We start from the raw sequence: 15168 nt of genomic DNA on the forward strand, positions 1-15168 counted from the left end.
TGAGGTCCTAGCTCCAGCTGGCGTGCAGCGGCTTGCCCTCGGCGTAACCGGCGGCGGACTGGACGCCCACGACGGCCTTCTCCTCGAACTCGGCGAGCGAGCCCGCACCGGCGTAGGTGCACGAGGAGCGGACACCGGCGATGATCGAGTCGATCAGGTCCTCGACGCCCGGGCGGGCCGGGTCGAGGAACATCCGCGAGGTGGAGATGCCCTCCTCGAAGAGACCCTTGCGGGCACGGTCGTACGCCGACTCCTCCGACGTACGGTTCTGCACCGCGCGGGCGGAGGCCATCCCGAAGGACTCCTTGTACAGACGGCCGTCGGCGGCCTGCTGGAGGTCGCCCGGGGACTCGTACGTACCGGCGAACCAGGAACCGATCATCACGTTGGACGCGCCGGCGGCCAGCGCCATGGCCACGTCGCGCGGGTGACGGACGCCGCCGTCGGCCCAGACGTGCTTGCCGTGCTTCTTCGCCTCGGCCGCGCACTCCATGACCGCGGAGAACTGCGGGCGGCCCACGCCGGTCATCATGCGGGTGGTGCACATGGCGCCGGGGCCCACACCGACCTTGATGATGTCCGCGCCGGCCTCGATGAGGTCCTTGACGCCCTCGGCGGCGACGATGTTGCCCGCGACGATCGGGACCTGGGGGTCGAGCGCCCGCACGGCCTTGATCGCGTTGATCATCGACTCCTGGTGCCCGTGGGCCGTGTCGATGACGATGGTGTCCACGCCCGCGTCCAGCAGCTGCTTCGCCTTGATCGCGAAGTCGCCGTTGATGCCGACGGCGGCGGCGATGCGCAGCTTGCCGTCGGCGTCGGTGGCGGGGGTGTAGAGGGTCGCGCGCAGGGCGCCCTTGCGGGTCAGGATGCCGACGAGGCGGCCGTCCTTGTCCACGGCCGGGGCCAGCTTGCGGTGGCCCGCGTCGAGCTTGTTGAAGGCCTCACGGGGGTCGATGTCGGCGTCGAGGAGCAGCAGCTCCTTCGACATGACCTCGGACAGCTGGGTGAAGCGGTCCACGCCGGACAGGTCGTGCTCGGTGACGACACCGACCGGACGGTTGTCGGCGTCGACGACGACACCGGCGCCGTGCGCCCGCTTGGGCAGCAGGGACAGCGCGTCGGCGACGGTCTGCGTGGGGGCCAGCGTGATCGGGGTGTCGAGCACGTGGTGGCGGGTCTTGACCCACGAGATGACGTCGGTGACGACATCGATCGGGATGTCCTGCGGGATGACGACGATGCCGCCGCGGCGGGCGACGGTCTCGGCCATCCGGCGGCCCGCGATCGCGGTCATGTTGGCCACCACGAGGGGAATGGTGGTGCCGGTCCCGTCGGGCGAGGAAAGGTCGACGGCCTGACGGGAGCCCACCGCGGAACGGCTGGGCACCATGAACACATCGTCGTACGTCAGGTCGTACGGCGGCTTCAGGTCATTGAGGAAACGCACGTGCTGAACATCCCAGTCGATCGGAGGGGCCCGCTTGCCCTGGCAGGGCACTCGAGGAAACGCACGTACTTCATTCTCCCATGTCCTGGCGTTGGTGCGGCCCGGGCCGATCGTCCAGGACGGGGCGGGCCGGATGGTCTTTTCCTACGGGACTTTAGTCCTGGCGCCGGTGTACGGAAAGGATGCCGGGGACCCTTTCCCGCGAATTCCCCCAGAGGGCGGATTCACCCCGAAACGGACCACGCTCCCCGCTCCAGGGAGGCGGGATCCCGGCGGGCCGCCTGGCCGGGAACCAGCGGCCGGGGCGGCAGCACCGCCGCCGTGGTGGTGCGGGTCTGGCCGGGCGGCCGGACGAGGCCGGGGTACGGATCGGACGCGGCCCGGCCGCGCGCGCCGAGCAGAGTCGCGGCGTGGGCGACGCTGGCGAGGGTGGCGTGGTGGTGCCAGCCCCGGAAGGAGCGGCCCTCGAAATCGCGGATGCCGACGGGTTCGCAGATCCCGGCGAAGTCGAGGGAGACGCGGTCGGTGAGCTTGGCCAGCAGGAAGAGCTGGGCGAGCGGCCGGTCGCCGATGTTCGTGATCCAGAACTCCGAGGGCAGCAGGGCGGCCTCCGTCCAGGCCCCGACGAGCAGCAGCGGGGTGGGCGGCGCCGGTGCGGCCCGCTCCTCCAGGGGCGTACCGAGGACGGCCGCGGCGGTCAGCAGGGTCACCGCGCCCTCGGTCCGGCCGTGCCGGGTCCACTCGACGACCCGGCGCTGCGAGCGCAGCGAGTCGATGAGCTCCCGGGCGGGCGCGGTGTGCGGTCCGGGTTTGTGGCGGCCCGCGCCCCCGAAGGAGACCGGCAGCGATCCGTCCACCTTCAGAACGAAGGGGATGTCCTGGAGGGAGAAGGACTCGACCGTGTGCGCGAGGTCGGTGTTCGCGACCTCCATCACCACCGGCCTGCGCTGCAACTGCCAGGTGGCGGCCATGCGCTGGACGGCGTGCACGGCGTCCTGCGCGGGGGTGAGCGAGCGGGCGGTGTCGGGTATCCCGGCGCGGCGGCGGTGCAGTTCGCTGGTCCAGGGTCCGGGGAGGGTGAGGGTCCATTCGACGGGGAAGCTGGCCTCGCTGGAGGCGAGCCAGATGCCGCCCGCCTGCTGGCAGTTGGCGGTGCGCCCGAGCTGGGGGACGAACTGCCGGCCGACCCCGACGGAGCGGTCACCGGCCTTCTCGATGACCATGGGCTGCACCACCCAGGCCAGCGGGCGCTGGGCGGTGCGTTCCAGGTGCTGGGCGAGGGAGCGGCGTACCGGGGTCCAGTCCCAGGGGGACTTGCTGATGAATTGCTGAAGGCTCTGCTCGACCGAACTCGCACCGGTTCCGGCGATATTCCGAATGGTCTTCTTGCCGCTGGTCCGCACGAGTCCGTTCAGATATACGCGGGCCCAGTTCCGCTGGTCCCGCCGGGGTAATGACTCGAAGAAGAGCGAGATCAGGACGTCGATCAATTCGGAGATATCCTTGGCGGATTCCTCCGGCAGGACTACGCGAGCCATCCGGGCCTCCCCCGCGACCAGCTAGATCCAATACCCTACTTGACCGGCGAGACGGGCCGTAGGCCGCTCCGACTACTTCCTGAAGTCGCTGGCGCTTTCTGGCCGCTCTTCTTCTACCACGAGCGGGATGGGGATCTGGTTCGCCGCGTAGTAGAGGGCGATCAGGAAGTGTGCGACCAGAGTGAGCGGTGCGGAGAAGAAGGACAGGATGACAGTGCAGGGGTAGGCGATGGCGCCCAGACCGAACCGCATCCGGGTGGCGCGGGCGCCTTCGCGGTCGACGGTTTCGTGGAACAGGTGCCCTACGCGCGTCACGTACCACCAGAAGCCGAGATAGGCGAGGGCGTATACGACGGTCCACGCGCTGTAGAGGATGGCGGCCGCGTTGGCCGAATCCCCGTCGTCGAGGTGCTCGGCGAGGACGGAGGTGGTCCAGGGGATCACCGAAACCACCATCAGAACCAGGAGATTGAGGAACAGCAGGGGCCGGTCCACCTTCTTCAGGTGAATGAATATGGTGTGGTGGTTCACCCACATGACACCGATGATGAGGAAACTCACCACATAAGCCGCGTAGTGCGGCCACTGTTCCCACAATCCGTGCCAGAGCGCTGATCCCGTTTCTTCCGGGACCTTGATCTCCAGTACGAGAATCGTGATGACAATGGCGAACACGCCGTCGCTGAACGCTTCGACGCGGCCGGTTTCCGATTCCATGACCTCCCCTTCACCCCACTGCCGCACGTGCCGGGGAGGGCACTGCCCCACCCTCCCCGCACACGCTACCCAGATATCGGGGCTCAGCCGCCGAATCCGGCGGTCTGACGCCAGATCCGGCCATCGCGGACGACCAGTGTCCCGAACGCGTGCTCCGGTTCACCGTTGAGGTTCATGATCGCCCGGTAGAAGATCGTGTCCTGCGTCTCGATGTACTCCTGGAGTTCGACCAGGGTGGGCTTCATCGTGAGATAGCCGGTGAAGGTCTCCCGCACCGCGTCGATCCCCACCGAGACGCCTTCGAATCGAAGGAGCACGGCGTCGTCGGTGTAGTTCTTCATCACCTCTTCGATGTCCAGTGCGGCCAGCGCGTCCATCTGGCGGACGAAGACCGGGTGCAGGGTGGAGATGTCGTAGGTGGCCATGTCGACTCCGTTTCAACGGGAACGGGTGGGTGTGCCGATCGGCTGGACGGTGGCGGGACCGGCGAGGGGCGCCGGGGCCAGCGGGAGCCGGACGACCATGCGGGTCTCGCCGGGGCGGGACCGGGCGGTGATCGATCCCTGGTGGCGCTGGGTGACGATCCGGTAGCTCAGGTGCAGCCCCAGACCGGTGCCCTTCCCCACGTCCTTGGTCGTATAGAACGGCTCGAAGATGCGGGGCAGGGAGCTTTCGGGGATGCCGCGGCCGGTGTCGGAGATCTCCACGACCATGCACACCCCCTCGGCGCGGACACGCAGCGTGAGGACTCCGGAGCCCTCCATCGCCTCCGCCGCGTTGTCGACCAGGTTGGTCCACACCTGGTTCAGCTCGCTCGGGTAGCCCGTCAGTTCGGGCAGACCGGGGTCGTACGCACGCACGATGCTGATCCCGGAGAGCTTGGACCGCAGCACGACCAGCGTGTTCTCCAGCCCGTCGGTCACGGCGAAGCGCTGCTCGGGCGCGCGGTCCAGATTGGCGTAATCCCGGGTGGCCGAGACGAGTTGGGAGATCCGGGGTCCGGCGGCCCGCAGCTCGGCGGCCAGCGAGCGGATCTCCAGCAGGGCCGCCAGGTGGTCGAGGGCGGCGGGCAGCGCCGGTTCGCCGATCCCCTCCACCCGCTCCAGCAGCCAGCCCAGCTCCAGTCCGAGGTCCGCCACCCCGGCGCCGAGCAGCCCGGGCCGCTCCACGCCCGTCTCCGCGGCCCAGTCGCCGATCTCCTCCTCCGCGTCCGCCTGGGCCAGCGGATCGGTGGTGGCCGGCGGCGGGAGCTCGTCCAGCTCCCGGGCCATCCGGTCCAGGACGGCGCGCTCGGCGCCCGTGGCGGCCGCGCCCCAGGCCTGCGCGGTCCGGGTGAGCCGCTCCAGGGCGGGGGCCAGCTCCTGCGCGGCCCGGGCCACGGCCGCCGCCGGGTTGTTCAGCTCGTGCGCCAGCCCCGCGGCCAGGGTGCCCAGCGCCTCCACGGTGGCCCGTTTGCGGGCCTGGATCTCGGAGGACTTGATCCGCCAGGCCAGCACCGGCAGCAGCACCGCGGCCACCCCGTGGCAGCGGGTCAGCATGGCGAAGAAGACCGGCCTGGGGTAGGCGACGACGGTGGTCGCGGGGCCGCTGGCGGCCGCGGTGGCCACGTACGCCCCGTCCGTGAGCAGCGGCAGTTCGCCGGTGAACCGGTGCGCGGCGGCGGGCTTGCCGTCGTGCTCCTCGGCGGCGCCCGCCTCCTCGGTGGAGTGCCGGGTGAGCACCTCCTCGCGGCCGTCGACGACCTTGGTGACGACCAGCCCGCCGGAGAGCAGCACGTGGAAGCCGGTGGCCTCCTCGCCGTCGCGGAAGAGCACCTCCCCGTCGGCGAGCACCCGGGGCTCGGACACCGAGACCAGCCAGTCGAGCTGCTCCCCCGTGAGCGCGGCGAAGATCTCCAGCTCGGCCAGGGCGGTGCGCAGCGCGGACGGGTTCATGTCGTGCTCCCCTCGGCCCGGGTGCGGGCGGCCAGTCGCAGGGTCACCAGCAGGGCCACCGCGCACACGGCGGCGACGGCGGCCATGAAGCCGACCGAGGTGCGGTGCAGCCCGTGGATGGTGGTGAGCAGCCCGGCGAGGACGGCCGGGACGCTCATGGCGAGGTACGCGAACACGTAGACGGCGGCGGTCAGTTCCCCGCGGTGCGCCGGGTCCGCGAGGGCGGCGAGGGCCCGGAAGGAGCCGAGGAAGGCAGCGCCCCAGCCGGCCCCCAGGACGGCGGTGCCGATCAGGAAGACGACGGCGGAGGGCAGCCCGAGGGCGAGCAGGACCAACGCGAGTCCGGCGAGCAGCCCGCACAGTCCGGTCACGGCGGTCCGCAGCGCCTCGGTCCGGCCGAGGAGCAGCTGGGCGGTGGTGGCGGCGCCGGCGAGGAGGGCCACGGTGGCTCCGCCGACCAGGTAGTTGGTGCTCCGCAGGAGCGAGAGCGCCAGGTGCGGGCCCAACGACAGGTAGAAGCCGCCGACGGACCAGACGGCGACGATGGTCAGGACGAGGACGGCGAAGCGGCGCCGGACGGGGGCCGGGACGCCGATCCGGTGCGGGCTGAGGGCGAAGCCGCGCCGGGGCCGTGCGGCGCCGGGGGCGCTCTCGGCCATCCGCACCACCCCGATCAGGGTGAGTGCGAAGGCGCCGATGAGCAGCAGATAGCTGAGCGCGGTGGGCGCGGGTCCGTACTGCACGAGCAGTCCCGCCCCGAGCCCGCCGAGCCCGATGCCGACGGTCGGCCCGGCGCTGTTGACCTGGGCCCCGAGCGCGGGGCGGGAGCGGGGGGCGAGCTCGAGGAGTCCGGCGCCCATGGCTCCGGTGGCCAGCCCGACGGCGAGCCCCTGCACGGCGCGGGCGGCCAGCAGCCAGCCGAGTCCGCGGGCCCCGGCGAAGAGGCCCATGGAGACGATCGCGAGGACCAGTGCGGCGCCGAGGACCGGGCGCCGCCCGAGGGTGTCGGAGAGGGAGCCGAAGAGCAGCAGCCCGCCGAGCACGGTGACGGCGTACAGGGCGAAGACCACGGTGATCGTGGCGGAGGAAAGGTCCCACTTCTCCTGGTAGAGCACGTAGAGGGCGGAGGGCACGGAGGAGGAGAGCATCAGGAGGACGAGCACCGCGCCGATCACCCAGAAGCCGGAGCCTCTGGGCGGCGCGGCCGCCCCGTCGGCAGGGTGCACCGTCGCTCCCGTGGTCGTCTTGGGCAGGTGGGCCACTGCTCTCACTCCCCCGTGGTCCGTGGTTCCCGGGTCGCGCTCAGCCGAGCGCGGTCCATGCGGCCCGGGCCCTGGCCAGGGCCCGGGCGGTCAGTACGCCCGCGAGGTGGCCGAGGTACTCGGCCGAGGTGCCGCGCCCGGGGACGAACAGCTCCCGTGGTTCGGCGCGGAAGGCCGCCAGGACCTCCGGTGCCGGGTACGCGGCGCGGCCGCGCAGCCGCTCCTCGACCCCGTGCAGCCGGCGCGCCGTGGGGGTGGCTCCGGTGACCGCGATCCGCGGCCCGTCGGAGGTGATCCGTACGGCGACGGCGCAGACCGGGTAGCGGGTGGCCCGGTCGGCGGTCTTCTCGAAGGCGGCGGCCGCCCCGGCGGCGGGTACCAGCAGGGCGGTGATCAGGGTGCCGGGCGGTGCCCCGCCGGCCGTGAACTCCTCGGCGGTGAGGGTGGACCGGCCGCCGGGACCGGCGAGTTCGACCAGGGCGCCCGCGGCCAGGGCGGCCACCGGCAGGTCGGTGGCTCGGCCGGGGGCGGCGAGGTTGCCGCCGACGGTGCCGAGGTTGCGCACCTGCGGATCGCCGTTGGCGCGGGCGGCGGCGGCCAGTTCGGGGGCCTCGGCCAGCACGAGCGGGTCGGCGGCGAGCCCGGCGAGCGTGGTGAGCGCACCGACGCGCAGGCCCCGCGGCGTGCGGGCGGTCCCGCGCAGCGCGTCGAGCCCGCGTACGTCGACCAGCAGGCGCACCGCGTCCGCCCCGGGGGCGGCCTCCCCGGTGCGCAGGTCCGGCAGGAGGCTCTGGCCGCCGGCCAGGATCCGGGCGCCCGGGGTGCCCGCGAGGAGGGCCAGGGCCTCGTCGACGCCGGTGGGCCGGGCGTAGTCGAATGCGGTGAGGATCACTGCTCCGCTCCTTCTCCGCGCAGGCGGCGCCAGACCTTCTCGGGGGTGAGGGGCATGTCGATGTGCCGGACGCCCAGGTCGGACAGGGCGTCGACGACCGCGTTGACCACGGCGGCCGCGGGCGGCACGGTGGCGATCTCCCCGGCTCCCTTGGCGCCCAGCGGGTTGTGCGGGCTGGGGGTGCAGGTCTTGTCGAGGGCGAAGAAGGGCGCGTCGGCGGCCCGGGGCAGGGCGTAGTCGCGCAGGTCGGCTGAGACCAGCAGGCCTTGGTCGTCGTAGACGGCGGCTTCCATCAGGGCCTGGCCGAGGCCGTGCACGATGCTGCCCTCGATCTGGCCGAGAACCACCTTCGGGTTGCCGATGTTGCCCGCGTCGTCGACCGCCGTGTAGGCCACCACCTCGGTCTCGCCGGTCAGTTCGTCCACCTCGACGACGGCGACGTGGCTGCCGAAGGGGTAGTTGAAGTCCGGCGGGTCGAAGTGGGTGGTCTCGTCCAGGGCGGGTTCGATCTCGGGGGGCAGCCCCCAGCCGTACCAGAGGGCCATGGCGAGTTCGGCGAAGGTCTTCGCGTTCTCCTCGTTGCCCGCCTCGAAGACCTTGCCGTCGGCGTAGACGGCCCTGTCCTGCGGGATGTTCAGGAAGACCGCGCCGGCCCGGACCAGCTTGGCCTTGATCTTGCGGGCGGTGAGGGCGATGGCGGGGGCGGCCATGCTGTAGGAGCGGCTGCCGTACGTGCCCTGCCCGTAGGGGGCCTTGAGGGTGTCGCCCTCGTAGACGTTGACGTTGGCCACGTCGATGCCCAGTTCGTCGGCGGCGACCTGGGCGAAGACCGTGCCGTGGCTCTGTCCGGTGGAGGCGGAGCCGACGGTGACGCTGACCTCGCCGGTCGGGTGGACCCGGATGTTGGCGCTCTCCCAGGTCCCGCCGAGCATGCCTTCCTTGGACATCCGGGTGGAGGGGCCGACCCCGCAGACCGCCACGTAGGTGGCCAGGCCCACGCCGAGGCGCTTGCCGCGGGTGCGGGCCTCGGCCTTGCGGGCGGGCATGTCGGCGTATCCGGCGAGTTCCAGGGACCGTTCGAAGTTCTCCCGGTAGTTCCCGGAGTCGTAGGTCCAGCCGAGGCCGTTGTCGTACGGGAACTTCTCGGCCGGGACCAGGTTCTTGCGCCGGACCGCGGCCGGGTCCATGCCGATCTCCCCGGCGTACCGGTCCACCAGCCGCTCCATCAGGAAGGCGGCCTCGGCGCGGCCGCTGCCGCGCTGGGCGCCGAGCGGGACGGTGTTGGTGAAGGCGGCGTAGACCTCGCAGAACGCGGCGTCGATCGCGTACATCCCGGTGATGGAACGCCCCATCAGCGCGGTGGCCACGCCGGGGCCGATGGTCGAGGGGTACGCGCCGAGGTTGGCGTAGCTGGTGCAGCGCACCGCCGTGATCCGGCCGTCGCGGGTGCCGGCCAGCGTGACGTGCTGGCGGTGGTCGCGGCCCTGCACGGTGGAGTTCATCAGGCCGGTGCGGGTGTCGACCCACTTCACGGGCCGGCCGAGCGCCTTGGCGAGCACCAGGACCAGCGCCATGTCCGGGTAGAGGTATCCCTTGGTGCCGAAGCTGCCGCCGACGGTCGGGGCGATCACCCGGAGCTTGTTGAAGGGGATGCCGAGGACCAGCGCGGAGAGCAGGAAGCGGTGGTTGTGCGGCCCCTGGGTGGAGGCGTAGAGGGTGTACTCGCCGGTGGCCCGGTTGTAGTCACCGACGGCGCCGCGCGGTTCGATGGGGCTGTTGATGGTGCGCTGGTTGACCAGGTCCAGCTCCACGGTGACCTCGGCCCCGGCGATGGCCGCGTCGGTGCGGTCCTTGTCGCCGCAGGTCCAGTACGCGTTGAGGTTGCCGGGGACGGCCTCGTGGAGCTGCGGGGCGCCCTCGGCGAGCGCGTCGTCGGCACGGGTGACCACGGGCAGCGGCTCGTACTCCACGCTGATCGCGGCGAGCGCGGCGACGGCCTGGCGCTCGGTCTCGGCGACGACCACGGCGATCGGGTCGCCGACGTGGCGCACCGCGTCGCCGGTGAGCACCGGGCGGGCTCCGGGCAGTCCGTACGGGTGGGGCGGGAAGTGGCTCTCCACCCCGCCGGGTATCCAGATGCAGGGCAGCGGCATCAGGTCGGCGAAGTCGGCGGCCGTGGCGACCTTCAGGACGCCGGGCAGCTGCTCGGCCGCCTTCGTGTCGATGGCGAGGAGCCTCGCGTGCGCCACCGCGCTGCCGAGGATCGCCATGTGGGCGGTGCCGGGCAGGTCGAGGTCGGCGACGTACACGGCCTCGCCGCGCAGCAGCTGCGGGTCCTCGCGGCTGTCGAGCGGCTGCCCCAGCGGCCCCGGTGCGTGGAGCGCGGTCTCCCCCGTCACTGTGGTCATGGCGTTCACCCCTCCTGTCTCGACGTCGCGCAGGCGCGCTGTACGCCCCGGACGACGCTGTGGTAGCCGGTGCAGCGGCAGAGGTTGCCCGTGAGCCACTCGCGGATCTCGGGCTCGGTGGGGGCGGGGCCGCCGGAGGTGGCGTCGACGAGCTCGCCGAGCGCCATGACCATGCCGGGGGTGCAGAAGCCGCACTGGGTGCCGTGCTCCTCGCGCAGCGCCTCCTGGAGGCCGCTCAGTTCACCGCCGGGGCCGGCCACCCCCTCGATCGTGGACACCTCCGATCCCGCGGCGGCGACGGTGAGGACGAGACAGCTCTTGGCGGACTTCCCGTCGAGCCGGACCACGCAGGAGCCGCACTGGCCGGTGTCGCAGCCGACCTTGGTGCCGGTGAGGCCCAGCCCGTCGCGGAGCCGCTCGACGAGCAGTTCGTTGGGCTCGGCCGCGAAATTCTCGGCGACTCCGTTCACTTTCAACGTGATGTCCATGCAAAGGCCTGCGCTTTCCGTGATCGCCGATGAGGGGAGCGGCATGCCGAGGAGGGGAACCCCGGGCGCCGCCGGGAATTCCTCGGGAATGCGGGGGGGAATCTGCGGTCAGTCCATTCCGATCCAGACCGATTTGGTCTGCGTGTAGCTCTCCAGGGATTCGGGGCCGCATTCCCGGCCGAAACCGGAGGCCTTGTACCCGCCGTAGGGCACCGAGGGGTCGTACTGGTTGTAGCAATTGACCCAGACGGTCCCGGCCTTGATCTGCGAGGCGACCCGGTGGGCCCGGCGCAGGTCCTTGGTGTGCACCCCGGCGGCGAGGCCGTACGCGCTGTCGTTGGCGATGCGCACGGCGTCCTCCTCCGTGTCGAAGGGGATGATCGACAGGACCGGCCCGAAGATCTCCTCCTGGGCGATCCGCATCCCGTTGTCCACGCCGGTGAAGACGGTCGGCAGGAAGTACAGGCCGTCGGCCGAGGCCCCCTCGGGCGTCCAGCCGGCGCCGCCGGTCCGCAGGACGGCGCCCTCCTTCTGGCCGATCCCGATGTACGAACTGACCTTGTCGTACTGGCCCTGGTGGGCCAGCGGCCCGAAGAGGGTGGCCGGGTCGCGCGGATCCCCGGGCCGCAGCGCCGCGGCCCGGCGGACCAGGCGCTCGACCATCTCGTCGTGGACCGGGCGCTGGAGCAGCAGCCGCGAGCCGGCGGTGCAGATCTCGCCCTTGTTGTAGTAGATGCCGAAGAAGGCGAGCTCCTCGGCGGCGTCGAGGTCGGCGTCGGCGAAGACGATGTTGGCGGACTTGCCGCCGAGTTCCATCGTGACCTTCTTCAGGGTGTCGGCGGCCCGGCGGATGATGGACTGGCCGACGACGGTGGAGCCGGTGAAGGCGATCTTGTCGATGCCCGGATGGCCGGTCAGGGTCTCGCCCAGCTCCACGCCGGGCCCGGTGATCACGTTCAGTACCCCGTCCGGGATCTCCGCCTCCTGGAAGAGTTCGGCGATCTTCAGGGCGGTGAGCGGGGTGGCCGGGGAGGGCTTGTGCACCACCACGTTGCCCGCCGCGAGGGCCGGCGCGATCTTCGTCATCGACAGCAGCAGCGGGAAGTTGAACGGGGTGATGGCGCACACCACCCCGACCGGCTCGCGCAGCGTGTAGGCCAGCTGCCCGCCCGCCGGAGCCCGGGAGGAGCCCTCCACCCGGGTCACCGCCCCGGCGTAGTAGTGCATGAGCTGGGCGGCCATGGGCGCGTCCACGGTGCTGGAGAACGCGAACGGCTTGCCCATGTCCACGGTCTCCAGCAGCGCGATCTCCTCCAGGTCCCGCTCGATCAGCTCCCCGACCCGGTTCAGCCTGAGCGCGCGCTCCTGTGCGGAGAGCCTGCTCCAGGGGCCTTCCTCGTACGCCGTGCGGGCGGCGGCCACGGCCGCGTCCGCGTCGGCGGCGGCCGCCTGGGCCACCGGCACGATCTCCTGGCCGTCCACGGGGCTGACGTCCGGTTCGGTCCGGCCGTCCCGGGCCTCGACCCAGGTGCCGCCGATGAACAGTTTCCCGGGGTTGGCGAGGGGCCGGCCCTTGAGCTGACGCTTGGTCATGGCTGCCTTCCGGTGTCGGGTGCGGGAGGTCGTGCTACCCCTGCTCGAGCTGGCGCAGGAACGTCTCGGCCATCGCCCTGGAGGAGTAGGGGTTCTGGCCCGTGGTGAGCCTGCGGTCCACCACCACGTGCGAGTCCCAGATCGCCTCCGCCTTCTCGTAGCGCGCGCCGAGCCGGGTGAGTTCGGCTTCGAGGATCAGCGGGAGGCGTCCCGCCATGTTGGTGACCAGCTCCTCGCTGTGCGAGAAGGCCGTCATCCGGTAGCCCTCGAAGGGCCAGCGCCCCTCGCCGTCGCGCAGCGCGAGCAGCGAGGTGTGGCCGTGGCAGACCGTCGCGAGCGGCTTGTCCTGGGCGAGGGCCCAGCGCAGGATCTGCGCCAGCTCGTCGGACTTGGGCAGGTCGCCGATGGCTCCGTGGCCGCCGCTGACATAGATCCCGTCGTAGTCGGCGACGTCCTTCTCGCCCAGCGACTCCAGGGCGATCGGAGCGCGCAGCTGCGGGGCGTCCGCGATGACCCGCAGGTACTCCGCGGCGTTGGCCGCGTCGTTGTCCTCGGATCCCTGCGGCCGGACCCACTGCAGGAACGCGGCGTCGACGCTGGTCTGGTCGACCGTGGGAACCGCTCCCCCGATCGTCGCCACGTCCACGGTGTGGCCCGCGCCCGTGAACAGCTGGTACGGCACGACGAATTCCTCGGCCCAGAATCCCGAGGGGTGCTGTTCGCCGTCGAGCAGATGGAGCGTGGCCTTGGCCGTCATGACGACGAGAATCTTCATGACTGTTCTCCTTGTTTCCGATTCGATGCCGATTCAACACGCCCCCCGCAGGGGGCGTAAGGGGGGCGCCTCAGGCACGTGATACTTCGTCACGTGCGTCGAGCACCGCGATGATGCTGCGGAATTCATCGACCATGGGGTGGTCAGGATGGGCTTCTGCGAATATGCGTTCGCCGTACAGGGCGGCCAATTCCGGTGCGTACGGCAGGATTCCGGCGAGTGGAGCACCGTAGACCTCCTCCGCGCAGCGCCGGAACCGGGCCGGGTCCTCGCCCTGCGGGGCCATGCTCATCACCAGGGCGCGCCGGCAGGAGAGCCGCCCGGCCAGGGCGGTCGTCTCCTCGACCCCGGAGAGGTCGATCCGGTCGGCCCGCGCGAGGATCAGCAGCACGTCGGCGCTCGCCATGGCGGTCACCGACTCGTTGCTGAGTCCGGCGTGGGTGTCGAGCAGCAGCACGTCGAGGGCGAAGTAGGAGACCAGCCGGTCGAAGCCCTCCGGGAGCAGCCCGACGTCGTAGCCCGTGGTCATGATCTCCCGCAGGGACCCGCCGCCGGTCCTGGCGGGCACGACGTACAGCCCGGGCACGCCGGTCCGCCGGGCCGCGGCCTCGATCTCGCAGCGGCCGAGCAGGTAGTCGGCCAGCGACGGGCCGGGACCGAGCCGGAAGAGCAGGTCGAGGGCGGGTGACTGGAGGTCGGTGTCCACCACTCCGACCCGGCGTCCGGCGGCCGCCAGGAGCAGCGCCAGGTTGGCCAGGACGGTGGACTTGCCGGTGCCGCCCCGGTGCGAGTGCACCACGACGGTCTTGGCCATCAGGCCACCGCCCGGCCGGCCGGACCGGGTGCCCCGCCGTCGTCCACGTGCGGCCCCCGCGCCGCAGGTGGCCGGTGCAGGGCCAGCATGGTGACGTCGTCGTGCTGTTCGGCGGTCCCGGTGTGCTCCCGTACCGCCGCGTCCATCCGGTCGAGGACGTCCCGGCCGCGCAGCGGGCTACGGGCGAGCAGGTCGAGCATCCGCTCGTCGCCGAGGAAGGTGCCGTCCGGGCACCGGGCCTCGGGCACCCCGTCGGTGAAGATGAAGAGCGTGTCCCCGGGGTCGAGCTGGGCGTACCCGAGGGTGTAGACGCAGTCGGGCAGGACCCCGACGGCGGGGCCGGTGACCTCCAGCGCCCGGGGGCCGGAGCCGTCGGCGCTGAGCAGCAGGGGCGGGTTGTGGCCGCCGTTGATGTAGACGAGGCTGCCGGTGAGCGGGTCGAGGACGCAGAAGAAGAGGGTGGCGAAGTAGCCCTGCCGCAGGTGGTTGCGGGTGAGGTAGCCGTTCGTCGCGGTGACCGCGTTGAGCAGCGGGGTGGCGCCGACGACCGGGATGCGTCTGCTGCTTCCCGCGCGCCCGGCGGCCACCAGGTTCTGCAGCCCGCTGTTCTCGGCGGTGTGCCGCAGCAGGGAGCGGATCAGGGCCATGAAGAGGGCCGAGCCGACGCCCTTGTCGCAGACGTCGGCGACGACCAGCGCGAGCCGGCGGCGGTGGGAGATCTCGAAGACGTCGTAGAAGTCCCCGGCGACCTGGCGGGCCGGCCGGAAGCGGACGTCGATCTCCCAGCCGTCGGGCACGGGCAGGGAATCGGGCAGGAATCCGGCCTGGATCTCACGGCCGATCTCCAGCTCTTTCTCGTAGCTCATGAGTTCGGCGCGGGCGTCGGCCTCGCGCAGGGTGCGGCCGAGTTCGGCGCGCTCGGAGCAGGTGTGCAGGCGGGCTCCGACCAGGGCGGGCAGGAAGGGGGGAACGAGGTAGTCGTGGCCGATGCGGACGTGTTCCTCCAGGGCGGCGAATCCGTCCACGGTCCAGACGACCACGATCGGCGCTCCGGCCCAGCGGCGCAGCCTGCGCACGACGGTGCGCACGGACTCGCCCGGCACCTCGGCGGGGGCGAGCAGCACGTCGGCGACGGGCAGCACGTCCAGGGGGCCGGTGAGCAGCTCCGCCGGCGTACGGGCGACCACCGCGGCGTCCATCGCCTCCAGGGCGGCGAGCAGCGCCGGGGGCGGGGGCGGGTACGTGTCCAGGATGATCACGGTTGTGGACGGCATGGGCCGTTCCCCTCTGCCTGCAT

Annotated in this window: 13 protein-coding genes; all 13 read right to left on the reverse strand. The window is 71.8% G+C overall.

The window, feature by feature from the left end; genetic code table 11:
- Positions 1-7 precede the first annotated feature (7 nt).
- The 13 genes from ABT084_RS13125 to ABT084_RS13185 all read right to left on the reverse strand — a co-directional run bounded on the left by ABT084_RS13125 (position 8) and on the right by ABT084_RS13185 (position 15145).
- Positions 8-1471 carry a GuaB1 family IMP dehydrogenase-related protein gene (locus ABT084_RS13125; RefSeq protein ID WP_351042213.1) on the reverse strand — a complete coding sequence of 488 codons (1464 nt, stop codon included), beginning with the start codon at positions 1469-1471 and terminating at the stop codon, positions 8-10.
- A 203-nt stretch (positions 1472-1674) separates the two neighbouring features.
- Positions 1675-2988 carry an IS701 family transposase gene (locus tag ABT084_RS13130; protein ID WP_351041943.1) on the reverse strand — a complete coding sequence of 438 codons (1314 nt, stop codon included), beginning with the start codon at positions 2986-2988 and terminating at the stop codon, positions 1675-1677.
- 72 nt (positions 2989-3060) lie between these two features.
- Positions 3061-3705, reverse strand: coding sequence for a TMEM175 family protein (locus tag ABT084_RS13135; RefSeq protein ID WP_351041946.1), 645 nt, complete (start codon positions 3703-3705; stop codon positions 3061-3063).
- A gap of 83 nt (positions 3706-3788) precedes the next feature.
- Positions 3789-4130 (reverse strand): nuclear transport factor 2 family protein, encoded by a 342-nt coding sequence (locus ABT084_RS13140; RefSeq protein ID WP_351041949.1) that lies wholly within the window; start codon positions 4128-4130, stop codon positions 3789-3791.
- 12 nt (positions 4131-4142) lie between these two features.
- Positions 4143-5639 (reverse strand): ATP-binding protein, encoded by a 1497-nt coding sequence (locus ABT084_RS13145; protein ID WP_351041952.1) that lies wholly within the window; start codon positions 5637-5639, stop codon positions 4143-4145.
- Entirely contained in the window at positions 5636-6901 is a 1266-nt protein-coding gene (locus ABT084_RS13150) for an MFS transporter (protein ID WP_351041956.1), read from the reverse strand. The genes ABT084_RS13145 and ABT084_RS13150 overlap by 4 nt, the downstream gene beginning before the upstream one ends.
- A gap of 40 nt (positions 6902-6941) precedes the next feature.
- Positions 6942-7793 carry an FAD binding domain-containing protein gene (locus tag ABT084_RS13155; RefSeq protein ID WP_351041958.1) on the reverse strand — a complete coding sequence of 284 codons (852 nt, stop codon included), beginning with the start codon at positions 7791-7793 and terminating at the stop codon, positions 6942-6944.
- The gene (locus ABT084_RS13160; protein WP_351041961.1) at positions 7790-10201 is read right to left on the reverse strand and encodes a xanthine dehydrogenase family protein molybdopterin-binding subunit; all 2412 of its coding nucleotides are present in this window, start codon (positions 10199-10201) and stop codon (positions 7790-7792) included. The genes ABT084_RS13155 and ABT084_RS13160 overlap by 4 nt, the downstream gene beginning before the upstream one ends.
- 5 nt (positions 10202-10206) lie before the next feature.
- The gene (locus ABT084_RS13165) at positions 10207-10671 is read right to left on the reverse strand and encodes a (2Fe-2S)-binding protein (RefSeq protein ID WP_351041963.1); all 465 of its coding nucleotides are present in this window, start codon (positions 10669-10671) and stop codon (positions 10207-10209) included.
- Positions 10672-10797: 126 nt separating this feature from the next.
- On the reverse strand, positions 10798-12282 hold the full coding sequence (locus ABT084_RS13170) for an aldehyde dehydrogenase family protein (RefSeq protein ID WP_351041965.1): 1485 nt from the start codon (positions 12280-12282) through the stop codon (positions 10798-10800).
- Positions 12283-12316: 34 nt separating this feature from the next.
- Complete coding sequence (locus ABT084_RS13175; RefSeq protein WP_351041968.1) at positions 12317-13057, reverse strand: type 1 glutamine amidotransferase domain-containing protein; 741 nt, start codon at positions 13055-13057, stop codon at positions 12317-12319.
- Between the two features lie 70 nt (positions 13058-13127).
- Positions 13128-13871: a P-loop NTPase gene (locus ABT084_RS13180; protein ID WP_351041971.1), complete on the reverse strand. Its 744-nt coding sequence runs from the start codon at positions 13869-13871 to the stop codon at positions 13128-13130.
- Positions 13871-15145: a PP2C family protein-serine/threonine phosphatase gene (locus ABT084_RS13185; protein ID WP_351041973.1), complete on the reverse strand. Its 1275-nt coding sequence runs from the start codon at positions 15143-15145 to the stop codon at positions 13871-13873. The genes ABT084_RS13180 and ABT084_RS13185 overlap by 1 nt, the downstream gene beginning before the upstream one ends.
- Positions 15146-15168: the final 23 nt, after the last annotated feature.

This window comes from Streptomyces sp. NPDC002138, from assembly GCF_040296485.1.
Classification (GTDB): Bacteria; Actinomycetota; Actinomycetes; order Streptomycetales; family Streptomycetaceae; genus Streptomyces.